General features: G+C 44.8%; 23 protein-coding genes. 3 read left to right on the plus strand and 20 right to left on the minus strand.

All coding sequences use genetic code 11. The annotated features are described in order from the left end of the window. Nucleotides 1-87: 87 nt before the first annotated feature. The 3 genes from lafA (KHN79_RS11315) to lafA (KHN79_RS11325) all read right to left on the minus strand — a co-directional run bounded on the left by lafA (KHN79_RS11315) (nucleotide 88) and on the right by lafA (KHN79_RS11325) (nucleotide 3,564). On the minus strand, nucleotides 88-933 hold the full coding sequence (lafA, locus tag KHN79_RS11315) for a lateral flagellin LafA (protein WP_211907242.1): 846 nt from the start codon (nucleotides 931-933) through the stop codon (nucleotides 88-90). A gap of 470 nt (nucleotides 934-1,403) precedes the next feature. Beyond that, on the minus strand, nucleotides 1,404-2,249 hold the full coding sequence (gene lafA, locus KHN79_RS11320) for a lateral flagellin LafA (protein WP_211907243.1): 846 nt from the start codon (nucleotides 2,247-2,249) through the stop codon (nucleotides 1,404-1,406). 469 nt (nucleotides 2,250-2,718) lie between these two features. Beyond that, nucleotides 2,719-3,564: a lateral flagellin LafA gene (gene lafA, locus KHN79_RS11325; RefSeq protein ID WP_211907243.1), complete on the minus strand. Its 846-nt coding sequence runs from the start codon at nucleotides 3,562-3,564 to the stop codon at nucleotides 2,719-2,721. Between the two features lie 366 nt (nucleotides 3,565-3,930). Here lafA (KHN79_RS11325) and KHN79_RS11330 point away from each other — a divergent pair, with 366 nt between their 5' ends. From KHN79_RS11330 to KHN79_RS11340, 3 genes are all read left to right on the plus strand, one after another. Continuing rightward, nucleotides 3,931-6,021 carry a flagellar biosynthesis protein FlhA gene (locus KHN79_RS11330; RefSeq protein WP_182011253.1) on the plus strand — a complete coding sequence of 697 codons (2,091 nt, stop codon included), beginning with the start codon at nucleotides 3,931-3,933 and terminating at the stop codon, nucleotides 6,019-6,021. Nucleotides 6,022-6,146: 125 nt separating this feature from the next. Next, on the plus strand, nucleotides 6,147-7,493 hold the full coding sequence (locus KHN79_RS11335) for a 6-hydroxymethylpterin diphosphokinase MptE-like protein (protein ID WP_182011252.1): 1,347 nt from the start codon (nucleotides 6,147-6,149) through the stop codon (nucleotides 7,491-7,493). Beyond that, nucleotides 7,493-7,795: a hypothetical protein gene (locus tag KHN79_RS11340; protein WP_182011251.1), complete on the plus strand. Its 303-nt coding sequence runs from the start codon at nucleotides 7,493-7,495 to the stop codon at nucleotides 7,793-7,795. Before KHN79_RS11335 ends, KHN79_RS11340 begins: the two co-directional genes overlap by 1 nt. 279 nt (nucleotides 7,796-8,074) lie before the next feature. Here KHN79_RS11340 and flgA read toward each other — a convergent pair whose 3' ends face one another. The 17 genes from flgA to KHN79_RS11425 form a co-directional block, all read right to left on the minus strand. After that, entirely contained in the window at nucleotides 8,075-8,773 is a 699-nt protein-coding gene (flgA, locus tag KHN79_RS11345; RefSeq protein ID WP_182011250.1) for a flagellar basal body P-ring formation chaperone FlgA, read from the minus strand. Then, nucleotides 8,770-9,189: a hypothetical protein gene (locus KHN79_RS11350; RefSeq protein ID WP_182011249.1), complete on the minus strand. Its 420-nt coding sequence runs from the start codon at nucleotides 9,187-9,189 to the stop codon at nucleotides 8,770-8,772. The genes flgA and KHN79_RS11350 overlap by 4 nt, the downstream gene beginning before the upstream one ends. 73 nt (nucleotides 9,190-9,262) lie before the next feature. Then, nucleotides 9,263-9,547: a flagellar biosynthesis anti-sigma factor FlgM gene (locus KHN79_RS11355; protein WP_211907244.1), complete on the minus strand. Its 285-nt coding sequence runs from the start codon at nucleotides 9,545-9,547 to the stop codon at nucleotides 9,263-9,265. Between the two features lie 58 nt (nucleotides 9,548-9,605). Next, nucleotides 9,606-10,625 carry a hypothetical protein gene (locus KHN79_RS11360; protein WP_182011247.1) on the minus strand — a complete coding sequence of 340 codons (1,020 nt, stop codon included), beginning with the start codon at nucleotides 10,623-10,625 and terminating at the stop codon, nucleotides 9,606-9,608. Between the two features lie 37 nt (nucleotides 10,626-10,662). Continuing rightward, nucleotides 10,663-11,667 (minus strand): FliG C-terminal domain-containing protein, encoded by a 1,005-nt coding sequence (locus KHN79_RS11365; RefSeq protein ID WP_182011246.1) that lies wholly within the window; start codon nucleotides 11,665-11,667, stop codon nucleotides 10,663-10,665. Then, nucleotides 11,660-13,393 (minus strand): flagellar basal-body MS-ring/collar protein FliF, encoded by a 1,734-nt coding sequence (gene fliF, locus KHN79_RS11370; protein WP_182011245.1) that lies wholly within the window; start codon nucleotides 13,391-13,393, stop codon nucleotides 11,660-11,662. The genes KHN79_RS11365 and fliF overlap by 8 nt, the downstream gene beginning before the upstream one ends. Nucleotides 13,394-13,404: 11 nt before the next feature. Next, nucleotides 13,405-13,755, minus strand: coding sequence for a flagellar hook-basal body complex protein FliE (locus KHN79_RS11375; RefSeq protein WP_182011244.1), 351 nt, complete (start codon nucleotides 13,753-13,755; stop codon nucleotides 13,405-13,407). A gap of 29 nt (nucleotides 13,756-13,784) precedes the next feature. Then, on the minus strand, nucleotides 13,785-14,636 hold the full coding sequence (locus KHN79_RS11380) for an OmpA family protein (RefSeq protein ID WP_182011243.1): 852 nt from the start codon (nucleotides 14,634-14,636) through the stop codon (nucleotides 13,785-13,787). A gap of 12 nt (nucleotides 14,637-14,648) precedes the next feature. Further along, nucleotides 14,649-15,533: a flagellar hook-associated protein FlgL gene (gene flgL, locus KHN79_RS11385; RefSeq protein WP_182011242.1), complete on the minus strand. Its 885-nt coding sequence runs from the start codon at nucleotides 15,531-15,533 to the stop codon at nucleotides 14,649-14,651. 9 nt (nucleotides 15,534-15,542) lie between these two features. Next, nucleotides 15,543-16,916: a flagellar hook-associated protein FlgK gene (gene flgK / locus KHN79_RS11390; protein WP_182011241.1), complete on the minus strand. Its 1,374-nt coding sequence runs from the start codon at nucleotides 16,914-16,916 to the stop codon at nucleotides 15,543-15,545. A 40-nt stretch (nucleotides 16,917-16,956) separates the two neighbouring features. Beyond that, complete coding sequence (locus KHN79_RS11395) at nucleotides 16,957-17,526, minus strand: rod-binding protein (protein WP_182011240.1); 570 nt, start codon at nucleotides 17,524-17,526, stop codon at nucleotides 16,957-16,959. Beyond that, a complete protein-coding gene (locus KHN79_RS11400) occupies nucleotides 17,523-18,623 on the minus strand; it encodes a flagellar basal body P-ring protein FlgI (protein WP_280519655.1) in 1,101 nt (366 codons plus the stop codon). Before KHN79_RS11400 ends, KHN79_RS11395 begins: the two co-directional genes overlap by 4 nt. Nucleotides 18,624-18,634: 11 nt before the next feature. Continuing rightward, the gene (flgH, locus tag KHN79_RS11405) at nucleotides 18,635-19,315 is read right to left on the minus strand and encodes a flagellar basal body L-ring protein FlgH (RefSeq protein WP_182011238.1); all 681 of its coding nucleotides are present in this window, start codon (nucleotides 19,313-19,315) and stop codon (nucleotides 18,635-18,637) included. Between the two features lie 12 nt (nucleotides 19,316-19,327). Then, nucleotides 19,328-20,113 (minus strand): flagellar basal-body rod protein FlgG, encoded by a 786-nt coding sequence (gene flgG, locus KHN79_RS11410; RefSeq protein ID WP_182011237.1) that lies wholly within the window; start codon nucleotides 20,111-20,113, stop codon nucleotides 19,328-19,330. 4 nt (nucleotides 20,114-20,117) lie between these two features. After that, a complete protein-coding gene (gene flgF / locus KHN79_RS11415) occupies nucleotides 20,118-20,852 on the minus strand; it encodes a flagellar basal body rod protein FlgF (protein ID WP_182011236.1) in 735 nt (244 codons plus the stop codon). A 6-nt stretch (nucleotides 20,853-20,858) separates the two neighbouring features. Beyond that, nucleotides 20,859-22,127, minus strand: coding sequence for a flagellar hook protein FlgE (gene flgE, locus KHN79_RS11420; protein ID WP_182011235.1), 1,269 nt, complete (start codon nucleotides 22,125-22,127; stop codon nucleotides 20,859-20,861). Nucleotides 22,128-22,160: 33 nt separating this feature from the next. Continuing rightward, nucleotides 22,161-22,832: a flagellar hook capping FlgD N-terminal domain-containing protein gene (locus KHN79_RS11425; protein WP_182011234.1), complete on the minus strand. Its 672-nt coding sequence runs from the start codon at nucleotides 22,830-22,832 to the stop codon at nucleotides 22,161-22,163.

Here is a 22,832-nt window from a genome sequence, read left to right on the forward strand (position 1 = left end):
ACTTTTAAAGTACTTACCTCAGGATTCTTAAATAAAAAGCCCCACCAACGCGAGGCTTTGTAAGAAATGTCCGTCAATATTTTAAGATTAGCCCAACATACCCATTGCTAGTTGAGGAACCATCTTAGTTGCTGACAAGATACTAGAGCCAGATTGCATCAGCATTTGTTGCTTAGACATGTTCGCACCTTCAGAAGCGTAATCTGTATCCATAATACGACCTTTCGCTGCGTTTGTGTTCTCAGTCATATTCTGTAGGTTAACTACTGTGTGCTCTAGACGGTTGATGCTTGCACCAAACTCTGCACGTGCTGCACCTAGCGTGTTGATAAGACCAGTATCACCAGATAGCGCGCTGATCATTGCACTTGCAGAAGCACCGCTGATTGAACCACCAGATACTGTACCTAATAGAGTTGAGATGCTAGTCAGTGCTGTTGATAGAGATACGTCTAGTTTCTCACCCGTTGTTGCACCGATTTGGAAGCTAACACCAGCACCACTAAATGCACCGCCTTTTAGAAGCGCCTGGCCACCAAATGAAGTGTTTTCCATGATAGCTGTCATCTCTTCTGCAAGTGCACCGAATTCAGCGTTTAGTGCCGTTTTATCTGCATCAGAGTTTGAGCCGTTGTTTGCTTGAAGAGCTAGATCGTTCATGCGCATTGCGATGTTAGTTACTTCATCCATCGCACCTTCAGCCGTTTGCATCATTGAGATGCCGTCTTGCGCGTTACGCATTGCTACGTTCATACCACGTGTTTGTGTTTCCAGACGGTTAGCAATCTGTAGACCTGCTGCATCGTCAGCCGCAGAGTTGATGCGGTAACCTGTAGACAAACGCTCCATAGACGTTGATAGCGCGTTGTTGGTTTTTGATAGTGTATTTTGAGTAACTAGGCTTGCGTAGTTAGTATGTACTGAAATGCCCATGGCGATTCTCCTACTTTAATATTCGTTTAGACCAAACAAATAACTCATTCGCTTATTGTTTGTTCATGTCTTTCATAAATAGATTACGACCAAAGAATTTTATTTTTTCAAAAAACACCTTATTTTTATGGCTTAAAGTTAAATTTATTCAAACCAATAAAAATCAAAACCAAACAACAAGCAATCAATAAAAAAAAATCCCACAAGGTTGTAGGAAATATCTCAAAAAAAAACAGGACAACAATTCCTATTCATATTGAGTAGTATTGTAATCACTTAACCTGTTTTAAAAATCTGGCAGAGAAAAAGGTAAAGGGTAGATCCGAAGAAAGATCACTAATATCAACGTGACAATATCAAAGAGGTTAATTTAAAAGCTGGCCAGTTATTCTCGCTAAACCTTACAAAAAAGCCCCACATAAATGTGAGGCTTGATTAGCAGGATATAACGCTCAATCAGTTTATTGAGATTAACCCAACATACCCATTGCTAGTTGAGGAACCATCTTAGTTGCTGACAAGATACTAGAGCCAGATTGCATCAGCATTTGTTGCTTAGACATGTTCGCACCTTCAGAAGCGTAATCTGTATCCATAATACGACCTTTCGCTGCGTCTGTGTTCTCAGTCATATTCTGTAGGTTAACTACTGTGTGCTCTAGGCGGTTGATGCTTGCACCAAACTCTGCACGTGCTGCACCTAGCGTGTTGATAAGACCAGTATCACCAGATAGTGCATCAATCATTGCACTTGCAGAAGCACCGCTGATTGAACCGCCAGAAACTGTACCTAGCAGACCAGAAATTGAATTTAGAGCTGTTGATAGAGATACGTCTAGTTTCTCACCTGTTGTTGCGCCGATTTGGAAGCTAACACCTGTACCACTGAATGCACCACCTTTAAGTAGCGCCTGACCACCAAATGAAGTGTTTTCCATGATAGCTGTCATCTCTTCTGCCAGCGCACCGAATTCAGCGTTTAGTGCTACTTTATCTGCATCTGAGTTTGAACCGTTGTTTGCCTGAAGAGCAAGGTCGTTCATACGCATTGCGATGTTAGTTACTTCATCCATCGCACCTTCAGCCGTTTGCATCATTGAGATGCCGTCTTGCGCGTTACGCATTGCTACGTTCATACCACGTGTTTGTGTTTCCAGACGGTTAGCAATCTGTAGACCTGCTGCATCGTCAGCCGCAGAGTTGATGCGGTAACCTGTAGACAAACGCTCCATAGACGTTGATAGCGCGTTGTTGGTTTTTGATAGTGTGTTTTGAGTAACTAGGCTTGCGTAGTTAGTGTGTACTGAAATGCCCATGGCGATTCTCCTACTTTAATATTCGTTTAGACCAAACAAATAACTCATTCGCTTTATTGTTTGTTCATGTCTTTCATAAATAGATTACGACCAAAGAAATTTATTTTTTTCAAAAAACACCTTATTTTTATGGCTTAAAGTTAAATTTATTCAAACCAATAAAAACCAAAGCTAAATAACAAATAATCAATAAAAAAATCCCACAAAGCTGTAGGAAACATCTCAAAAAAATCAGACCAACAACTCCCATTTGTATTGAGTCGTATTGTAATCACTTAACCTAATTTAAAAACCTAGCAGAGAAAAGAATAAAAGGTAGATACGAAGAAAGATCACTAATACCAACGTAACAATATCAAAGAGGTTAATTTAAAAGCTGCCCAGTTGTTTTCGCTAAACCTTACAAAAAAGCCCCACATAAATGTGAGGCTTGATTAGCAGGATATAACGCTCAATCAGTTTATTGAGATTAACCCAACATGCCCATTGCTAGTTGAGGAACCATCTTAGTTGCTGACAGGATGCTAGAGCCAGATTGCATCAGCATTTGTTGCTTAGACATGTTCGCACCTTCAGAAGCGTAATCTGTATCCATGATACGGCCTTTCGCTGCGTCTGTGTTCTCAGTCATGTTTTGTAGGTTAACTACTGTGTGCTCTAGACGGTTGATGCTTGCACCAAACTCTGCACGCGCTGCACCTAGCGTGTTGATAAGACCGGTGTCACCAGATAGTGCATCAATCATTGCACTTGCAGAAGCACCGCTGATTGAACCGCCAGAAACTGTACCTAGCAGACCAGAAATTGAATTTAGAGCTGTTGATAGAGATACGTCTAGTTTCTCACCTGTTGTTGCGCCGATTTGGAAGCTAACACCTGTACCACTGAATGCACCACCTTTAAGTAGCGCCTGACCACCAAATGAAGTGTTTTCCATGATAGCTGTCATCTCTTCTGCCAGCGCACCGAATTCAGCGTTTAGTGCTACTTTATCTGCATCTGAGTTTGAACCGTTGTTTGCCTGAAGAGCAAGGTCGTTCATACGCATCGCGATGTTGGTTACTTCATCCATCGCTCCTTCCGCTGTCTGCATCATTGAGATGCCGTCTTGCGCGTTACGCATTGCTACGTTCATACCACGAGTCTGTGTTTCCAGACGGTTAGCAATCTGCAGACCCGCTGCATCGTCAGCTGCAGAGTTGATGCGGTAACCCGTAGACAAACGCTCCATAGAAGTTGATAGTGCGTTGTTGGTTTTTGATAGTGTGTTTTGAGTAACTAGGCTTGCGTAGTTAGTGTGTACTGAAATGCCCATGGCGATTCTCCTACTTTAATATTCGTATAGACCAAACCTACAAGCTAGTACTTTATGGTTTGTTTATGTCTTTCATAAAAGGTTTACGACCCGTATAAAATTTAATTTCAAAAAAGTTTATATATTTTTTGTTTTCTAATTCAACGAGACTTTTATTTAACTCTTAGCTTTCCACTACGACCTATAATTATTTACTTTTCATTTCCATTCGATTTCTCGCTAAAAAATATTAATAAGTCCTCCAGTTCCGATAGCAATGTAGGACTTTTCCTATTGGTCTTTTTTTTTAGACTAAAGGACGAAAGTAAGCTGTATATTTACGCGTCGATTATTAACTACCGAATATGTTAAGGCTTATTGTCCAGTATGTTTAAAGCACGCAACATTTTTAACGCCAGAATAGCAATACCTATCGTATTGTTGATGATTCTCGCGATGATCATCCTGCCACTACCGCCATTCTTATTGGATGCCTTCTTTACGTTTAACATCGTACTGGCGGTTACTGTCTTATTGGTGAGTACCACCACCCGTAAGGTTCTTGATTTTTCTGTTTTCCCCACCTTACTGCTTATCGCGACGCTGTTACGCTTAACACTGAACGTAGCATCAACTCGAATCGTGTTGTTAGAAGGTCATAATGGTGGCGCGGCTGCAGGTCAGGTTATCCAGTCCTTCGGTGAGGTGGTGATCGGCGGTTCTTACGTTGTCGGTATCGTGGTGTTCATCATTTTGATGATCATCAACTTCGTGGTTATCACCAAAGGTGGTGAGCGTATATCGGAAGTATCAGCACGTTTTACCCTGGATGCCCTTCCTGGTAAGCAAATGGCAATTGATGCCGACCTAAACGCTGGTCTTATTGACCAGGAACAAGCCAAAAAGCGCCGTGAAGCACTCGCTTCGGAATCAGAGTTCTATGGCGCGATGGATGGTGCGAGTAAATTCGTCCGTGGTGATGCCATTGCTGGTTTAATGATCCTGTTCATCAACCTGATTGGTGGTGTTCTGATTGGTATCTTCGAGTACGACCTGTCAGCAACAGAATCTTTCCAGACTTACGCTCTATTAACGATCGGTGACGGTCTGGTTGCTCAGATCCCTTCACTGCTACTGGCGGTTTCGGCTGCAATTATCGTTACACGTATCGATGACGGCCAGAGTGCCAACGTTGCCGAAACGGTAAACAGACAAATATTGGCTCAGCCTGCTGTGCTTTATATGGCATCTGGTGTGATGTTTATAATCGGTAGTGTGCCAAACATGCCACACCTTGCCTTCTACACCTTTGCCGCCTTGGTTGGCTTTGTTGGCTGGCAGCAAAGTAAACGGTCTGATGAAGTTCAGCAGACTGAAGCGGCAATCATTGATGAAGAAACCAAGCCTCTGCGTAACGCAACAGATTCACCTTTAGACTGGTCTGTGATTCCGCGTGTAGATCCGATTTCACTTTCTCTCGGCTTTAAGCTGGTACCGTTAGCAACAAAGAGCAGAAACGGCTCACTGCTGAAAAGTATTCGTGGTACGCGAAAAACACTAAGCGAGCAGGTCGGCTTTTTGCTTCCTGAAGTTGTTATACGCGATAACCTGAAATTAAAACCCGCGGAATACGCTATCTACATAGACGGTGATGAAATTGAACGGGGTGAAGTAATACCAGACCGTTTAATGGCAGTTGGCATGAACAGTACTACGGCAATCGACGGTATTTTAGGCCACGACCCGGCATACCAACTACCTGCGCTGTGGATCGACAGTAAAGATAAAACCAAAGCCATTAACCATGGCTATCAGGTCATCGATATTCACGATGTCATTGCAACTCACATTAACAAAGTATGTGCTGAACACTTGGATGAAATCTTTAACTACGATGACGTCAAAGCCGTCAATCAGCGTTTAGCACAAGAACATCCGGAATTACTAGAAACCCTAGGAAATGCAGTTACTCCTAACCTGCAAATGCAGGTGATTCGTCATCTTTTGGCAGAGCAGGTACCAGTCCGAAATGTGCGTACGATTGCCAATACCCTGATTGAATCAGCTGACAAAACTAAAGACCCTATACTGCTGTCATCTAATATTCGGGTTGCGATGAAACGCACCATCATGAACTTGGTGTCTCCACGCTCTAAGCAACTGAACGTATTCACATTAGGGAGCGATTTGGACGCAGAGGTGCGCGGGGCTATTGTCACCGCACAACAGCAAGACCCGAATGTTCCACTCGATGGTATCAGCCTGAGTCCGGAAATCCTTCAGAAGTTCCAGAACAAAATGCCAAGCGTCATGCAAACAATGCAGACTCAGGGACTAGCACCGGTGATTCTGGTTGCGCCAACCGCGCGCCCGATCATCAGTAAGTTGGGGAAAGCATTTGCACGCGGCATCATCATTTTGTCATTCAATGAAATACCTAATGACTACAGCATCAATACCTTAGGTACGATTGACTAGAGACGAAACTGAATACCTATATTGAGCCTAGGTGAAAGCTCACTATCAGTAAAACCATGACATCGCACACCTTACTATCAATATCATTGTAAGTAAGGTGTACCAGTAAATAACAGGATGAGAGAATGTCTCAACTTTACACTCAAAATATGCAGTTGATAGAAAAACGCTGGCCAGAAATAGCCGCGCATATTGATCAGCAAGACATTGAAGCGCTGGATGCCCAGCTTGTTGAAGCAAAAGCTCAAACCATAAGTATCAACGGTATTCAACTGAGTAGCCGATATGATGCACTAGAAGAAGCGTTTTTTTATCGTAGCCAAACCGAGGGAGACGTCTATTTTCTTTTTGGCGTTGCTTTAGGTGATATTCCTAAACTGCTCGCTCACGATCCTGGCGCCAAAGAAATCAATATCTTTGTGATTAACCCAGATATTTTTAAACTGGTATTACATTTCACAGAGCAAAGCTGGTTAGCAGATTCGCGCTTCAATTTACACTTGGTACCCGCACAACACATTCACGTGGAACCTTTTTTACACCAAAAAGGCACGATCATCTTGCCAAGTGAAAAAGAACTGTGTAAGCGATTAGATGCCAGTCTTTACTACCGACTGGAGAATAGTATCGTTTTACAACATATGAATGCATCGCTACTTAATGAAGAGCAGCAAGAGTTTGACACAAAGCGACTGAAAGAAAATTTACCTTCAATTCGTCAGCACAAATCGGTTAATACTCTCGTTGATAAACATCGCCACGCACACAAATCGGTGATAGTTATTGGTGCAGGACCAACACTAGAAGATAATCTCCCAGAACTTGTTCGTGTTAGCCAACTTAAAAAGCACAAACGACCATTGATCATTGCAGTCTCCATGGCGGGTAGCCTACTGCTAAAGCAAAATATTATTCCGGACATACTTGTTCATGTAGACAGAGGACAAGGAATGGTTGCTCAAGGGAAGCACTTACCTGATTTTATTCCGTTTGAGTTAGCGTCAGAAGGTACAGCACTCGTTTACGCCACCTTGGTAGAAAGAGAAATTATTGAGGGTTGGAAAGGCAGTGCATTCTACGCAAATCTCAATACTTGCGATTATGATGAAAGCCATAAATTGCTACCTACCGACCGTTTGTTCATCCATGGTTCAGTCATCGCGCCAGCAGTGCATATGGCAATGTCATTTGCAACCAAGAACGTCTACTTCATGGGTATGGATTTTGGTTTCCCGGATAAAAAATTCCATGCAGGAATGTCTAACGATACCCATACGGCGGGGATCATAATGAATGAGTCCGTACTTAACGGCTATGACGAAGAGATAGAAACCGATAGAAGTTACCGTACTTTCTTAACTGGCGTAGAGTCTTTGGTAATGTCGGCTCCAAATTTAACTTTTATCAACTGTAGCCGCAAAGGCGCAAAAATAAAAAATACAGAATATTTAGATGGCAAAGAGATTGTGTAATGGAAATTAGTAATAAAACTGAAGAGGTTTTGACTCCTTTCATTCAGCTTGCTCATATTTTACGTAATGGCGACGCCTACTCTCTTGATAAGGCGCTGGCATTCTGTAATGGTCTGATCATGAAATACCTGGCTATATTTCAAGACAAGAAAACGCTGACGGAACTGTTAGCCTCAATAAACCAGGCATACCAAAGGCGTGATCACGTTGGCTTGGCCGATATTTATGAGTACGAAATGACAGCTTATCTGAAAGCGGAAATCGAGAACTTTGCTAAAACTGACGGTACAAATAACGATTAATAAACTTTCGTTAGATTAACGTTGGCTATTAACCATACTGGTGTCTCTAGCACAGCTAGTGACACCATTTTTATATCTCTTAATAGCTCTAAACAGCAACGCAAAGATTCAATTCAGTATGTTTTTCCGAATGTTAGTTCTCTTTGTCTCCAATACTAAATCTGAAACTTCTCAGTACGCTGAGATTAGATTCCTAGTCTCGCTTATGCTCGCTGGAATGACGCACCCGCATAACGTGAAATCAGCATTTAATGAGCACGTGTCTGGATAGCTTAATTTCTAGTTCACTTCCACCTGACGGTTATCAATCACCGTACTTATCAGCAGCTTTCCAGACTGGCTGTTACGCACTTTGATTGTATCACCAATGACCCCTGACTCTTCCGCAATGCCCTCTGTCGTTAACGAAAAGGTATCCGAGTTAAAGAAGATGGTTACCAAATCCCCTTTTCTTACCGCATAAGACAGGCTAATAAGCTTAGGCGTAAAAATGTCGCCGGCCTTAACATTACGTTTTAGTTGTTGACCGTTAATGGAGTCCTGGTAGTAAAATGGCTGTGAAGGCGTTTTTAGAGTAACGTTTTGTAGACGGTAGTCTTCTACAGAGAGTCTATGCCCTTTACGCATTGGGTGAGTTGCAACCAGAACTGGAATTTCAATATAGTTATTGGCGGTCAGTCTTGTGCTCCAATTTGGTTTTGCGCACTCTATGCTTATCCTTGAGCGGCCAACATCTAACGTTGACGAAGTGATGTTGGGAGGTTGAAGACATTGAGGAAGGTTTTGCGCTGATTTAGGGCTACGTATTTCGACGTGAATCTCAGTCGCATGGGGATAGCGCGTTTTCAGTTTATGTATCGCCCACTGCTGAGCAATAGTTTCAACTTGGTCATAAACAACATCAGCCCGCAGAGGCGAGCTAATGAAAATTAGAAGTAGTGTGAGGTAATGGTTCGCTTTTAATAAGCGTAGGATCATGCGGTTACAGTTAGGTTCAACGACTCAACGGCCTCAGTTACAATTTGCTTTTGTAATTGTAGCTGTTCACTGTGCATAGTGAGCTTACTATTGCACTCGTCCATCAATCCAATCAATTTATGAGATAAGTTCTCTAGCAGCAGTCCGGTCTTTTGTGGCAGTTTTTTCGCTAACTGCAAAGAGAATCGATCGTCTGTACAGCCGAACTCGGCAGCGATCAGTTGTCTTTGCTCATGAATCATCGAAATTTTAGCCGTCAATTCACTTACCCTTTGGTTAGCGGATTGCGATTTTTCAAAGTCCATATGAATCGATGCTTTGTATAAACGGTCGAGCTCAAGACTAAGCGTCTTAACCAGTTCAATACTCTCGTGCATCTTTTGAAAATAAACTTTTAGTTTTTCCGCTGCTTGCATATTGAATTCGTACCTAAATGACAAGTGCACCTAAAAGACGGGTGAACCTAAAAAGTGAGTCTCTATAAAAGAGTTAGCCTCTGAAAAGAGAACGCGCCAGCTCACCCATATCGAATTGCATTTCACCGTTAGCGATTTTTTCTTTCATCGCTTTTACACGGTCCATATCAACATCTTCACTGTTGTGCATGGTAAGCGCTGCTTGCTCTACCATAGCTAAATCTGTTTCGTTCAAATCAACACTCTTAATATCTGCCTGAGTTTGTTGTTTTACTTGTTGGACTTGAAGATGGCTGTTATCAACACGTCGAACTGCATCAACATGTCTTACGCTATCAAACTTAACTGTATTCATCATAATTTACCTCACTTCACTGACTTCTATCTTTAGATTACGACCACAACTCAATTTTATTTCACACATCGAGTAAATTAATTACATTTTCTCTCGACGGGCCATTGTAGTTGCGATAAATGGTCAGTGCAGCTCTGCCCGGCACCTGCGTCAACAGGTTAAGAGTCGCTTCCATCTTTTCTGTATCAAAGCTCTGACACAGCTTAAATAGTTGATCAGCAGACTCGCTCTGGCCTTGTATGGTCTGAGATAAGTTAAGGTGAATTCGGTTTACGTGTTCAATCACAGGATCAAGCGCATCCGGCGATGTGTTCTCACGCAAATCTAACCGCGTGACATCTTCAACGGTCGGTACGATAGCTTTAACCTGAAAACTCATCGGTTGCCCGGCAGCATAGCGCCCACCCTGACCGGAAACAAACGCCGTACCATCCCATAGTCGCCACTGACGGTCACGAATACCGATTACGATCGCTTTGTCCTGGGCCATACGCATTGTCATATGACTGTATCCGGCTTGTTGCTGGAACTGTTGAAGAAGTTGCTTGTCATTAATGGTTCGGTCGAAAGCAAGCGGCAGCATATTACGGTTAAGGTAAACCGTCAGAAGCTCATCAGTCAGCCTTTCACGAACAAAATCCAGCCCAGGTACCGTAAACTCAATCCAGTTACCCACGTTAGTAACTGGCTGGAAGCTGGAGTCCAGAATGAAGTCACCAAATACCTTGGTTTCTATCGCCTCAAGCACCGACTTCTTTTCAATGTCGATCTGATTAAGCAAGGTTGGAGAGAACTCCCCTTTCGCGAGAATCTTTCTGATCTTGATGAGTGACAGAACCACTTTTTTAAGCAGTTCCTGAGCGATTGATGCCGAACAAAATGACTTGTGGCTATCGGAAAGCTCCGAGATAAGACGTGGTCGCTCGTGCAGTTTCTGCAGGTAGTAGTTGTCGGTAATGCTGCGGGTTGCCGCAGCCGTTACCTTGCCAGTACTACGTGGAGCGTTTGGTTTTTCAATCCTTGATTTATGAGTGCCAGTTGCACCGCCAGTCGCCGCGGTGCCAACTCGACCAGTAATCACTTAAGCACCTTATAATAGCTTAATGGATTGAATAACATTACGATACGCTCGCTTCTTCATACAAACTGATAGTGATTCGCTCTTCGGCCATCATCTGACGGACGGTTTGCAAAATTTCCTGGCGTGCCTGCTCTACACGGCTTAGCGGTACAGAGCCCAAAATCATCATTTGGTCGTCCAGTTCGTTGGCAACACGGTTTGGCATAACACCTGTAATCACGCCTTTCTGCTCGGCGGTCACACCTTTTAGTGCAAGTGCCCAAAGTTCCAGCGGAATGAGGGTCGACAACTCATCAATAACCGAAGGTTGCTGCTTAAACAGAATAGAGAAGTCGAGCATTTTCTCTTCCAGTTGCTCGGCCAGCTGTTGGTCGCGCTCTTTCAGGAAGTTCATCAACTGGCTACGGTCGCCTTTGAAGCGCCCAATGATGTCACCAACCACTTTCTGCCCTGCGAGTACAGAAGTTGAACCTTCATGATAATTGCTCTTACAGCGATCGATAAGCTCATGCAAACTGTCGACAATTTCAGAGTTAAGCATCTCTGTCTGTGCAATCTGGAAAATCACTTCGTGACTCGACTGCGGGTCAAAGTAGGATAAAACTTCTGCGCTGTATTCTGGCGGCAAGTGCGCAATCAACAGCACCTGCATCTTAATGTGCTCTTGCATCAGATCGCGCGCTAAGATATCCGCAGGAATCCACGTCAGGGTTTCTGCATGGCTGCGAATTTCATCTCCATAGATCTCGGAAACCAAATCTTTCGCCATGTTACCGTCGAGCGCTTTCTGCAGTACATTACTGATGTACTTACGGGTACCACCGCGAATGCCCGAGTGGTTGCGGTAATCATCAAAAAAGCTGGTTAAAGACTGGTGTGCATCATGAGCTTTGATATCGTGCAGTTGACTCATCGCGTGAGTAAGCTGCTTGATTTCTTCTCTGTTGAAGTGCTTAAGCACTTCAGAACTCACTTCTTCACCCATACTGAGTATGAGCATCGCAACCCCTTCAACGGATTGTAAACGTTGTTGTTCAGACATTGCTTTCATCCTCTGGTTTCTTCTCCATCCAGCCTCTTAGGATTTCACTGACTCGCTCAGGATCTTTCGATGCGATCATTTGTAAGTGACTAATCTGTACTTCCAGAGAACTGTCCGGACTTGGCAGCTCATTTTCATAGGTATGAATACCTGAGCTATCGAGTCCAAGCGCACCGGTTTCAGGAGCAGCTTTGCCTTCCAGTGCTTTCGTTTCAGTACCTGAATCTTCTTCAGCACCATCACTGTTGACACCAAGTAGGTGGCCATCCAAATCGTCTTCAGGCGTACTGTCTTCCGTCAGGAATTTCACCAGAGGACGCAGTACGAAAATAATCATCATGAACGCTAGTAGCGCACCCAGCAGGTACTTGACCGGCTGCATGATGTCTGGATTGGTATACCACTTAACATCAGTTTGCGGTGACAAGTCAGCGACAACAAACGGGAAATTAGTAATGTGTACAGTGTCGCCCCTCTCAGCTTTGAAGCCTACCGCAGCCATGACAATGTTTTGTACACGATTTAGCTCTTGCTCTGTCCAGGTACCATTGGTATTGGCCTGGTCATTAATAACTACTGAAACAGAGAGTGACTGCAATACACCTTGTTGATACTCGGTGTGGGTAACTTTGCCGCTGACAGCAAAGTCTCGGTTCTCTTCAGAACGCTGCTTAGTGCTGTTCGGGTTCGGTATTTCCTCGCCATCTGTCACCGGAGGCGTATTGCTTAACGCGCCCGGAATACCAAGTGCTATTCTTGAGTCGCTGTTATCACGCTTTAGACTTTCGCGGCGAACAACCGGGTTCGTGTAATTTTCTTCGGTTTCCTGACGCTTAGAGAAGTCGATATCAGACTCGACTTGCACACGGAAGTTCTGCGCACCAAGAATTGGCGTCAGCATATCCGCCGCCTGCGTGATCAGCTTGCGTTCCAGTTTACGTTTGTAGTCGACTTGCTTACTTGAAGCCAACGACATCTCTCGCTCTTCAGCATCTTCAGATAACAGACGACCGTACTGGTCTACCACGCTGATATGTTCAGGACGCAGACCAATCACGGACCCCGAAACCAAGTTAATGATTGATGTAACCTGGCTCTGCTTAAGATCGGTACCGTGAATAAGGTTTACAATGACAGAAGCACGCGGCTTCTCGGCGTCCTCACGGACAAATAAGGTCTCTTTAGGTATCGCTAAGTGAACGCGCGCCAAACTGATTTGATCCATGGTTGTGATACTACGCGCCAACTCACCTTCCAAAGCATGACGATAGCGGGCATTTTCCATGAACTGGCTTTCACCCAAGCTTGACTGACCATCTAACGAGTCGAAACCATTTGGTAACTGCTCTTTAAGACCTTTCGCCGCCAGCACCATACGGATCTGAGCAACGTTTTTCTCAGGCACAAGGATCTGGCCATCGTCAGAGCGCAAAGTGTATTTAAAGCCCTCACTGTCAAGCATCTGTAATACTTGGCTGGAGTCATATTTAGAGGAAACACTGTACAGTGGACGGTACCGATCTGTACTGGTCCATAGAATAAGCACCAATACGGCAGCGGTGATTGCAGCAAAAATAGTCACAATAACCATGTTACGTTGCGAGCTTTCCCAGATAGAACTCAATTTATCTGAGATGCCGCCCATGGATATTTTTGTTTTTGCATTCGCAATCAGCGTATTCGCCTTAGCGCTATCTTTTGTTTTATTTTCAAGTGCTGCTGACATGAATCAATAACCTAAATAGCCATTTTGATGATGTCATTGAAGTTAGAAACCATTTTGTTTCTGACTTGCATTAACGCACTGAATGAAAGGCTCGCTTTTTGTGACGCAATCGTAGCTCCGATCAGATCATCGCTAAGTCCAAGTTCAACCGCTCGAATTTTGCTTTCAGCATCTTTGCTATGTGAGTCAACCACATCTAAGACACCTTTAATGCCAGAACCGATTTTCAGGTTGCTTTCTGAAACCGAATTAAGGCGAGTTACGCTGCTTTGCTCACTGAATGGATTACTGGCGATTTTGGCCTGCGTATCCATCTTGTCGAGCATTAAGGCCTGTACGCCGTTAATTGGTGAAGTATTCATGAATTAGCTACTCTTTTGCGAATCAAATATTATTTTCGTATGAGTCGAATCTCTACACGACGGTTAAGGTCTCGCCCTTCACGTGTTTTGTTGTGACTCACCGGATATCGTTGCCCGTGCCCTTTTATTTCCATCTTATTCTTCGGCACACCGTTCTTAGAGAACCAACGTTCAACTTCGCTTGCGCGTCGCTTTGATACGTTCAAGTTTGTTATTGAATCGCCAACACTGTCAGTGTGACCTTCAATTAAGACCTTCTTAATCCGTTTATCTTTTAGAATAAGTTTGCTGACATCACTAATCTGCTTGCGCTGTTGTGCGTTAGGGGTAATCACACCAGAGTTATAGTGAAGCGTAAGATTTTGAACTGCTTCAAAACTCACTGGTGGTAACTGCTGCTCACATTCGCTAAACGCTTCAATCACCGGACCAAAGTGGACAGTTGGGAAATAAACATCATTCACCGCATCACGAATATTCAGCCAATTCCCTTTAAACATCTCAGCAAGAATCACATCTGCGCCTCTTGCCTCGGTTACAAGCATATTTTTGCCAGGGCGAGAAGGTACCATTTTTATAAATTTTGTGTTGTAAGAATAATCCGATCTTGCCCAGGAAGGCGCCGCCACAGAGGCAACAGTTCCGCTGCCAAAAACAGCCCTTACGGGCTGTTTTACTAATAACTTCATTGCTTTAGGCGGTTTGAGCTGGAAGACAATTTCGAGATTGGTGTGTTCATCTGCGACATACACTTCACAGTAGTCCACTTCAGAAACGGCTCGCCACTTTACCTGGTCAAAGGGAACAATATAAGTTTTGGCGTGAGCGCTTGTTACCGCACAAACGCTCGCCAGTAGAAGAAATGCTTTTAATTTATTCATGTTTAATCGTGTTTAAACATAGTCAAACAGAGATAAGCCGATGATAGAGCTGTAACTTTTCTGGGTTGCTTCAAGCGCCAGCATACCTTGATTCAGTCGCACGCTTGCCTCGGCATAATCCAGCTCAATGATGTCAGTCTGTACACCCTCGGCGTAAAGCTGGATATCCGCATTAGTACCAGCAGCGCGAGTCAGTGAATTGTACTGAGCACCAATCTGACCTAATGAACGGTTCACATTGACATGAACATCTTGGATAAGATCAATTGACTCAGCCATCACATCAGAAAAGGCAGCCGTAGGGTTGTTCAGTTCGGCAATCATTTTATCCATTTGAACAAAGATGTCTGAGCCACCAAGTACGTCATTCACGGTAAAGTTGTTTTGTACAAAACCGTTCTCACTCACTTTAGTTTCTCGGTGATCATCATTACCTAGCAAATCATAAGGAGGTGTCGTTGAGATAGCAGGTGAGTCAACATCAGTACCAGAAAACAGGTAACTGCCCTGATCCTGCGTATTCATCAGGCTCAACATCTCTTGCTTGATCGACTCCATCTCAATCGCGATACCCTCCAGAGATTCCGGAGCAAGTGAACCATTCGATGCACGTAAAGCAAGATCATTGGCTTCCTGTAATATGGATTCTGCACTCGAAATGTATGTTTCGTATTGATCGTATTTACCCTGTACATTGGCGATATTGCGATCGTACTGACCAGACATGGCAATAGTTTGCTCCAAAGACGCAAGTTGCACGGTCGCCAAAGGATCATCAGAAAACTTATTGATTTTATTTCCCGATGCCATCTGAGTAAAAACAGTATTCAAATCCGCGTTGTTTCTTTGGATGGCGGTTTGCATGATCGATGTAAACTGGATATTGGAAATTCTCATTTCGTCTCCTTAAAACGCGCCGAGTACGGTTTGAAACATTTGGTTAGCGGTTGAAATCACTTTCATGTTGGCTTCATAAGCATTGATGTACATCATCAAGTTAGCCGCTTCCTCATCGCTGTTCACGCCGCTGATGTTATTGCGTGCGGTTTGCGCTTCGGTCAGCGTCGATAGTGCGGTATCTTTGTCGCTGGTTGCTTTTAAACTTGATACACCAACACCACCTATCATCTGTGAGTACGCATCATACATACTCACATTAGCTACACTACCTTCACCAAGCGGCGTACTAGATAGGCCAGACAACTGAGTTAAAATATCGCCATTGCCGATACTACCGTCTGACGATAAAGCAAGCTCTTCTGGCTTAATATCAGTAATAGACAGAGACGCTGCCGGGTCATCAGGATTATAGGTAAACAGTGGTGCACCAGGAGAAGTACCATTAAGATCATAGCCTGCTTCTAAGATACCATTCACTTGATCCGCAAACGCAGCAGCCATGTCATCCAGAGTGCTTTTGATCGGTTCAAATTCATTCGCCATTACATCCACAATAGCGCCCATTTGTCCGCCAAGTTTGGCATACACTGGAGAAGTCTGTCCGGCGAATTCTAAATTCAGTGCGGTACCGTATGACCCATTACCTTGCGCTAATGATAGCGTTGCCGCTTCATCACCAATCACTAGAGGCTGACCATTGCTCAGCGAAATATCGATAGTCCCGTCAGGCTGATTAACCGTGTGAATACCAATCATGCCAGACAGGTTTTGCAACTCTTTGTCTAAAGAATCTTGCAGGCCTGAAGTATTTTGCCCAAGTGCCTGAGCAGATTTAATCGCGCTGTTTAACTCAGCGACATTCGCTAAGCCCATGTTGACACTGTCAGTCATCTGCGAATATTGAGAACTTAACTCAGATTGCGCCTTTTCCATCTGGCTAATAATATCGCCAAACTGAGAAGCTAAGCCGCCAGCAGCATTTATCACCTGTTGACGTAGAACAACCGACTCTGGCGTCACGGATGCCTCATCGATTGCTGCAAAAAACTCATTCAGACCGGAAGTAATATTTAAGCCATCCGCGCCTAGGATACCTTCAATCGAATCCATTCCGTAAGAATAGGTCGAAGCGTAGCCGTATGACTCGTGAGACAAACGCAGGCTTTCTATTACTGCTGTATCTGCGACACGACGAATGCTATCCACTTGCACGCCTGAACCAATGACAAAACTGCCCTGACCGCCATAGATGACAGCACTTTGATCAACAACCTGACGAGAGTATGCAGCGTTGTTTACGTTGGCAGTATTTTGCGCCGTGACCGTTAGCGCCAGGCTATTCGATTTTAGTCCGGATAAACCGATATCAAACATACTCATAAATTCTTCTCTTTCTTTTGGTTATCAGGCTCAGGGGTTATCAGGCTCTGGATAGTTGCTTGACGAGCATATCCGCGATACCCATACCGCTGGTCTGGCTCATATTCAAAGCAAGCTGGCCATCCAGCATATCCTGATAAACAGAATCTGATTGTGATGTTAACGGGTTATCCTTATCCGCAATCACCGCACTTGCAGAACGCATCTGCTTTAACATTTGTTGTACAAAAATCGCTTCAAATTGTTCGGCAACCTGACGCAGCGCTAAATCCTGGTCGTCAATCAACTTAATTTCTTGTAGCGAGTGTGAATCCAGCATCATGTCGGTTGTGCGCCGGGTATTAGCTGACAGGCTTTCTGCTGACCGGTTACTTGCCGGCAACGTACTTGTTAGCGGAAAAGTGTTTGCCAGCTGACTAACTTCGATATCTGTGTTGCCACACTCTGTCGAGAGAGCTGAAGACTGGGTCTCCAAACGTCCGGAAAGCGTGCAAAAAGACGCTTCCTGTGTCGGAACTGAGTTCACATTGTCGGTAATTTCCGACAGGGTAACCGAGGCTTTCCAGTTCGCAATTTCCAGCTGATTTGCATCAATAGACAGAGAGCTCATATCACCACCAGTTGTCCACTTAATGCACCGGCTTCATCCAGCGCTTGCAGGATTTGCATCAATGCATCAGGAGTTGCACCAACGCGGTTTACCGCATCGACGATCTCTTGCAAATTGGTGCCTTTTTCCCAAATCATCATGGTCGGATTCTCTTCCGTCACTTTAAGATTTGAGTCATTCACCTTAGTCGTTTCACCCTGAGAGAACGCATTAGGTTGAGATACCTGTTGGGTTTCCTTAACCGCGATGGTTAATCCGCCCTGACTTACCGCCGCTTCCGACACCGTAACCGTAGAACTGATTACAACCGTACCGGTACGCGAGTTGAACACCACTTTCGGCAGTCCCGCCCCCTCGACGACTTGCAGCTCTTCAATCATTGAGACAAACAATACACGTTGTTCATGGTCTCGCGGCGCGGCCACTTCTACACGGCTTTTGTTTTTCGCGACCGCGACACTGCCGCCAAATACCGAATTAATTTTGCGTGAGATGTTAAGTGCGGTCTTGTAATTTGGACGTTTAAGGTTCAAACGTAATACCGGCTCGTCATGCTCAACAACGATTTCTTTTTCTAGTGTTGCACCATTAGGTATACGACCTGCGGTAGTAGTATTTTTCGTTATTGATGAACCATCCGCACCAGTTGCTGAAAAACCGCCCACAACGACGTTTCCTTGCGCAATTCCGTACACCTCACCATCTGCGCCATGCAAAGGCGTCATCAGAAGCGTTCCGCCACGCAGGCTTTTTGCATCACCTAGGGAAGAAACGGTAACGTGCATCGTCTGGCCAGCCCCCATATTAGTCGCAACTTCTGCTGTAACACTAACAGCCGCAACGTTTTTCAGTTTAGGGTTAGCTTTATCATCAAGCTGAACCCCGAACTGCTTTATCATGTTGACGATCGACTGTTGGGTAAACTTAACTTGGGATTTGTCCCCCGTGCCATCCAAGCCAACCACGAGACCATAGCCAATCAATTGGTTGGTTCGGTCACCATAAACATCAACAATCTGGCCGATCGGTTTTGATGCCGTAGCTGCATGTGCCCCGACAGCGCAGAGCAACAGCAGCCAGGTAAGAAAAAATTTCATGTGCTGATTCATTAATATGGCATCCACGGTGAATTAAAGAATCGAGATAACCAACCTGCCGAGTTTGTATCAGAGAAGGTGCCCCGTCCTGCATAGGTGATACGGGCATCTGCAATACGTTGCGATGACAACGTATTGTTAGCGCCGATATCATCGACGCGAACGTTGCCGGTCAGACGAATAAACTCGTCACCCTGATTAAGCTTGAGCCACTTTTCACCGCGCACACGCAACACACCATTCGGTAGCACTTCGTAGACCGTCACAGTGATCGAGCCAGACAGGCTGTTACCCTGCGCGGTAGAAGAGCTGCCGTTAAATTTGTTGTTGCCACTTACACCGATGGTACCTTGATCATAAGTCGTACTACCGAAGATTGGCGCAGAGTAGTTAGTTGATGAAGACTTACCATACTTAGTGGTTGCGCTTTTGTCTGACTTGGTCTCTTCGTCCAGGTCGACGGTAAGAATGTCCCCTACACGGTAGGCGCGTCTGTCCTGAAACAGAGTAAAGGCAGAGGCCCCCGTATAGAGGCTGCCCTTGCTTGCTCTTTTTACTTCGTAGTTAATTGCAGGTGGCGCATACGCTTCATCATCCGGCTTTGGCGGAATGAAGTCATCTGTTCGACCAGCACAGCCGGTAAGGAAAAGAGCTAAAAGACTACTCAATAAAATAAACAAAGGGCTTTTCATTACTAATCCTGCTTACGCGTGCTGTGCAATGTACTGAAGCATTTCGTCAGCAGCAGATACAATTTTTGCACTCATTTCATAGGCGCGTTGCGTAGAAACCATATCCACCATTTCTTCAACAACTTGAACGTTTGAGCCTTCCAATGAGCCTTGCTGCAATTGACCTGCACCTTCAGTACCAGCCACCAGTTCCATTGCTTCACCTGACGCGATAGTTTCCGCAAACAGGTTTCCGCCTTTTGCCTGTAAGCCCGATGCGTTCATGAACTTCACTAAGGTAATTTGCCCCAGCTCTTCTGGCTCAACAGCACCAGCAACCGCAGCGGTAACCAGACCTTCAGCTGAGATGTTCACTAATGTCGCGTTGTCAGGAACCGTAATTTCCGGCACCAGGGTGTAACCTGCGCTGGTCACGATAGAGCCTTCAGAATTCAGCTGGAACTGACCATTACGCGTATAGAAGGTTTCACCTTCACTGTTTTCAATCTGGAAGAAACCATCGCCTAGAATAGCGATATCGAGTTCCTGGTTAGTCGTTGTCACGTTACCTTGGGTAAAGACCTTTTCAGTACCAACAACACGAACACCGTTACCTAACTGAATACCAGTCGGATGCTCACTCAGTTCTGCCGTATCCATACCTGCTTGCTTTTCTACTGAATAGAAAAGGTCTTCAAAGTTCATACGGTCTTTTTTAAAGCCAACGGTGTTTACGTTAGCTAGGTTGTTCGAAATTGCGGTCATTTTGGCATCTTGAGCCGCCATGCCGGTTTTCGCTATCCACAGTGCACTATGCATTGTCTTAATCTCTCATAATTCTGTTGCCGATTTGGGCAATTTCATCTGCGCTTGCCATTACCTTGACTTGCATTTCGTATTGTCTGGTTAAAGACATCATGGCAACGAGCTCTTCGATGCTAGAGACATTACTTCGCTCTAAAGCACCCGATTGAACGGAAACATCGGCCGCTGTAGGTAAAAGTTCGGCGTCTCTTTGCATAAAGTACCCACTCTCAGACAACGTCATTTCTGAGTAGTCAGGGTTCACAAGCTTCAAAGCACCAGCTTCGATGATGGCACCACCGCCCAACGGGACAATGGAGATTATTCCGTCGTTATCGATGTTGAGTGATTCATGATCAGGAATCACAATCGGACCGTCTGCGCCAATGACGCGACGGCTCCCCAGCATAAGCTGACCTTCCTCATCCAGACGAAAGTTACCTGCGCGGGTGAATGCTTCTTCCCCTTCAACGCCTTTACCTTCTACGGTAAAAAAGCCGGTGCCAAGGATAGTCACATCAAGCGCCTTACCGGTCGTAACGCTGTCACCTTCACGGAAGTTGTTCATGGCAGAGTTAGTACGCGCCGTCACAGAGCTTTCAAAGCCAGAGCCTTCAAGTCGCATGTGTTGCGAATGCTCCATAAGCGACTTGAATCCGACGGTGTCGGCGTTAGCCAGGTTGTTTGCACGCACTTGTTGTGCGTACATCACCCGTTCAGCGCCTTTCGCTGAACTGAATAATATTGGATTCATAACCTATTAAACTGCGTTAAACAGCGCTTGAGTTAAGTCGTTTGCTGTAGAGATCGTCTTAGTATTCGCTTGGTAGTTACGCTGCGCCGTCATCAGACTTACTAAGGATTGAGTAAGGTCGACGTTTGAGCCTTCAAGTGCTCCTGCTGCGATAGTGCCAAGTGAACCTGTACCAGCAGTACCAATCAAAGCTTCACCAGAACTAAAGCTTTGTGTCCAGCCAGTGCCACCAACCTGAGTTAAACCTTGTGGCGCTGCAAAGTTAGCTAAAACAACTTGTCCCTGAAGTGCAGACTGACCATTGGTGTACATGGCATAAACGCTGCCATCATCAGCAACGACAACGTTATTAAACTCGCCAGATGTGTAGCCGTCAGGGTTATTTTTCGATACCACAAAGTTGTTGCCATACTGGGTAGTGCCATCCAGATTAATCTGGATATTCATCTCTTCAGCACCCGGAGGTTGGAAAGTAATTGAGTAGTTGTTAGAACCGTCATCAACCAGAGAACCATCACTATTGAAATTCACAGTACTGGTTGTCGCGTTACTCACACTACCATTGGTTACGGTATGTACATCCCAGGTATTCTCGCCAGTTTTGACAAAGTACTGCGCAACCGTGTGCGAGTTACCTAATGAATCGTAAACAAGCGTGGTGTATGAGTTAGTAAATGTGTTGGAATCTTCAATGTTAAACGCATTAGCATCAACTAAAGGCAGAGACGGGTAAGCCGGATCTGTCGGGTCTAAAGGTTCATTTGGATCAACAACCATATTTGGAGAAATAATTTCTGCCGTAGCATCCAGGTTGGCAGCAAACTCAATACCTGTTGTCGCTTTTGCTGGCAGCCCTTCGGTATTGACCACTAGATCGCCAATAATACCCGTTTGCAGGTTGTTGTTAGCATCAACCGTGTAGCCTTGAAGAGCTGCGCCTGTGTTAGAAATGATGGTGCCGCTAGCATCAGTATTAAACACACCCGAGCGCGTGTAGATAGCTTGACCAGTATTGTCTTTAGTAATAAAGAAACCACCACCAGCAATGGCCATGTCAAGTGAACGGCCTGTATCGGTAATACTGCCGATTGAATCGAAGTTTTGAGAAATTGACGCAACTTCTACACCACCAGCTTGGCCACCGCTGTAAACAGATGCGAATTCAGTACGTGAACCTTTAAAGCCTGTCGTAGATACGTTGGCAATGTTGTTTGAAATTGTATTTAGTTCTGTATTACTAGCGGTCAAACCGCTAAGTGCGATATTAAAACTCATAAAAATTTTCCTGAATTTGTGTCGTTCTATCGATTAACTGGTTTGACCGAACGTTGTAATGTCATAAAACGGTACATCGCCGATACCCGGGATGTTGAGAATAGACGTACCTGTAGAACTGGAGATGCTTACGCCTCCTACAGTACCCGTCAGTGAGACATCCGGCGCATAGCTCTGCCCTTCATCAAGCACGACACTGATCGTTGTAGCACCTGTGATACCAAGCTCTGCGGTATCAATAGAAAAATCCACCTTACCGGCATTGTTCGCGCCTAGCGGTATTAAATGTGTCTCACCACTTTCCGTGGTCAGTTCTAATGTGACCGTGTTTGAAGAAGCTTCAAGTTCTAAAGAGCCACTGATAGTTGATTCACCGTCACCAACAAAAGAATCAGCACGGACTGAAACATCTTGTCCTACTAAGTTCGCGGTACTCAATACCTGGATGTTATCCATTAACACCATCTGGTTCGCCATTAGCGATACCATGTTTTCTGTACTCTCCACCTGAGCAAACTGTGCCAGCTGAGAGACATACTCTGTACCATCTGTAGGGTTGAGAGGATCCTGGTTCTGAATCTGAGCAACCATTAAGGTCAGAAATTCATTACTCAATGATTCCGCGCTGTTTGGATTACTTTCTACAGCCTCGGTAGAAGCGGACTGAACTGTAGGTGTGCTATCTGCACCATAAATTGTTGTCAT

The sequence above is a fragment of the Vibrio sp. B1FLJ16 genome (assembly GCF_905175385.1).
GTDB lineage: Bacteria > Pseudomonadota > Gammaproteobacteria > Enterobacterales > Vibrionaceae > Vibrio.

What these genes read in the sequence shown, in the direction of transcription:
- lafA (WP_211907242.1), bottom strand. Translation starts at nt 933, where the DNA reads ATGGGCATTTCAGTACATACTAACTACGCAAGCCTAGTTACTCAAAAT.
- lafA (WP_211907243.1), bottom strand. Translation starts at nt 2,249, where the DNA reads ATGGGCATTTCAGTACACACTAACTACGCAAGCCTAGTTACTCAAAAC.
- lafA (WP_211907243.1), bottom strand. Translation starts at nt 3,564, where the DNA reads ATGGGCATTTCAGTACACACTAACTACGCAAGCCTAGTTACTCAAAAC.
- KHN79_RS11330 (WP_182011253.1), top strand. Translation starts at nt 3,931, where the DNA reads ATGTTTAAAGCACGCAACATTTTTAACGCCAGAATAGCAATACCTATC.
- KHN79_RS11335 (WP_182011252.1), top strand. Translation starts at nt 6,147, where the DNA reads ATGTCTCAACTTTACACTCAAAATATGCAGTTGATAGAAAAACGCTGG.
- KHN79_RS11340 (WP_182011251.1), top strand. Translation starts at nt 7,493, where the DNA reads ATGGAAATTAGTAATAAAACTGAAGAGGTTTTGACTCCTTTCATTCAG.
- flgA (WP_182011250.1), bottom strand. Translation starts at nt 8,773, where the DNA reads ATGATCCTACGCTTATTAAAAGCGAACCATTACCTCACACTACTTCTA.
- KHN79_RS11350 (WP_182011249.1), bottom strand. Translation starts at nt 9,189, where the DNA reads ATGCAAGCAGCGGAAAAACTAAAAGTTTATTTTCAAAAGATGCACGAG.
- KHN79_RS11355 (WP_211907244.1), bottom strand. Translation starts at nt 9,547, where the DNA reads ATGATGAATACAGTTAAGTTTGATAGCGTAAGACATGTTGATGCAGTT.
- KHN79_RS11365 (WP_182011246.1), bottom strand. Translation starts at nt 11,667, where the DNA reads ATGTCTGAACAACAACGTTTACAATCCGTTGAAGGGGTTGCGATGCTC.
- fliF (WP_182011245.1), bottom strand. Translation starts at nt 13,393, where the DNA reads ATGTCAGCAGCACTTGAAAATAAAACAAAAGATAGCGCTAAGGCGAAT.
- KHN79_RS11375 (WP_182011244.1), bottom strand. Translation starts at nt 13,755, where the DNA reads ATGAATACTTCACCAATTAACGGCGTACAGGCCTTAATGCTCGACAAG.
- KHN79_RS11380 (WP_182011243.1), bottom strand. Translation starts at nt 14,636, where the DNA reads ATGAATAAATTAAAAGCATTTCTTCTACTGGCGAGCGTTTGTGCGGTA.
- flgL (WP_182011242.1), bottom strand. Translation starts at nt 15,533, where the DNA reads ATGAGAATTTCCAATATCCAGTTTACATCGATCATGCAAACCGCCATC.
- flgK (WP_182011241.1), bottom strand. Translation starts at nt 16,916, where the DNA reads ATGAGTATGTTTGATATCGGTTTATCCGGACTAAAATCGAATAGCCTG.
- KHN79_RS11395 (WP_182011240.1), bottom strand. Translation starts at nt 17,526, where the DNA reads ATGAGCTCTCTGTCTATTGATGCAAATCAGCTGGAAATTGCGAACTGG.
- KHN79_RS11400 (WP_280519655.1), bottom strand. Translation starts at nt 18,623, where the DNA reads ATGAAATTTTTTCTTACCTGGCTGCTGTTGCTCTGCGCTGTCGGGGCA.
- flgH (WP_182011238.1), bottom strand. Translation starts at nt 19,315, where the DNA reads ATGAAAAGCCCTTTGTTTATTTTATTGAGTAGTCTTTTAGCTCTTTTC.
- flgG (WP_182011237.1), bottom strand. Translation starts at nt 20,113, where the DNA reads ATGCATAGTGCACTGTGGATAGCGAAAACCGGCATGGCGGCTCAAGAT.
- flgF (WP_182011236.1), bottom strand. Translation starts at nt 20,852, where the DNA reads ATGAATCCAATATTATTCAGTTCAGCGAAAGGCGCTGAACGGGTGATG.
- flgE (WP_182011235.1), bottom strand. Translation starts at nt 22,127, where the DNA reads ATGAGTTTTAATATCGCACTTAGCGGTTTGACCGCTAGTAATACAGAA.
- KHN79_RS11425 (WP_182011234.1), bottom strand. Translation starts at nt 22,832, where the DNA reads ATGACAACAATTTATGGTGCAGATAGCACACCTACAGTTCAGTCCGCT.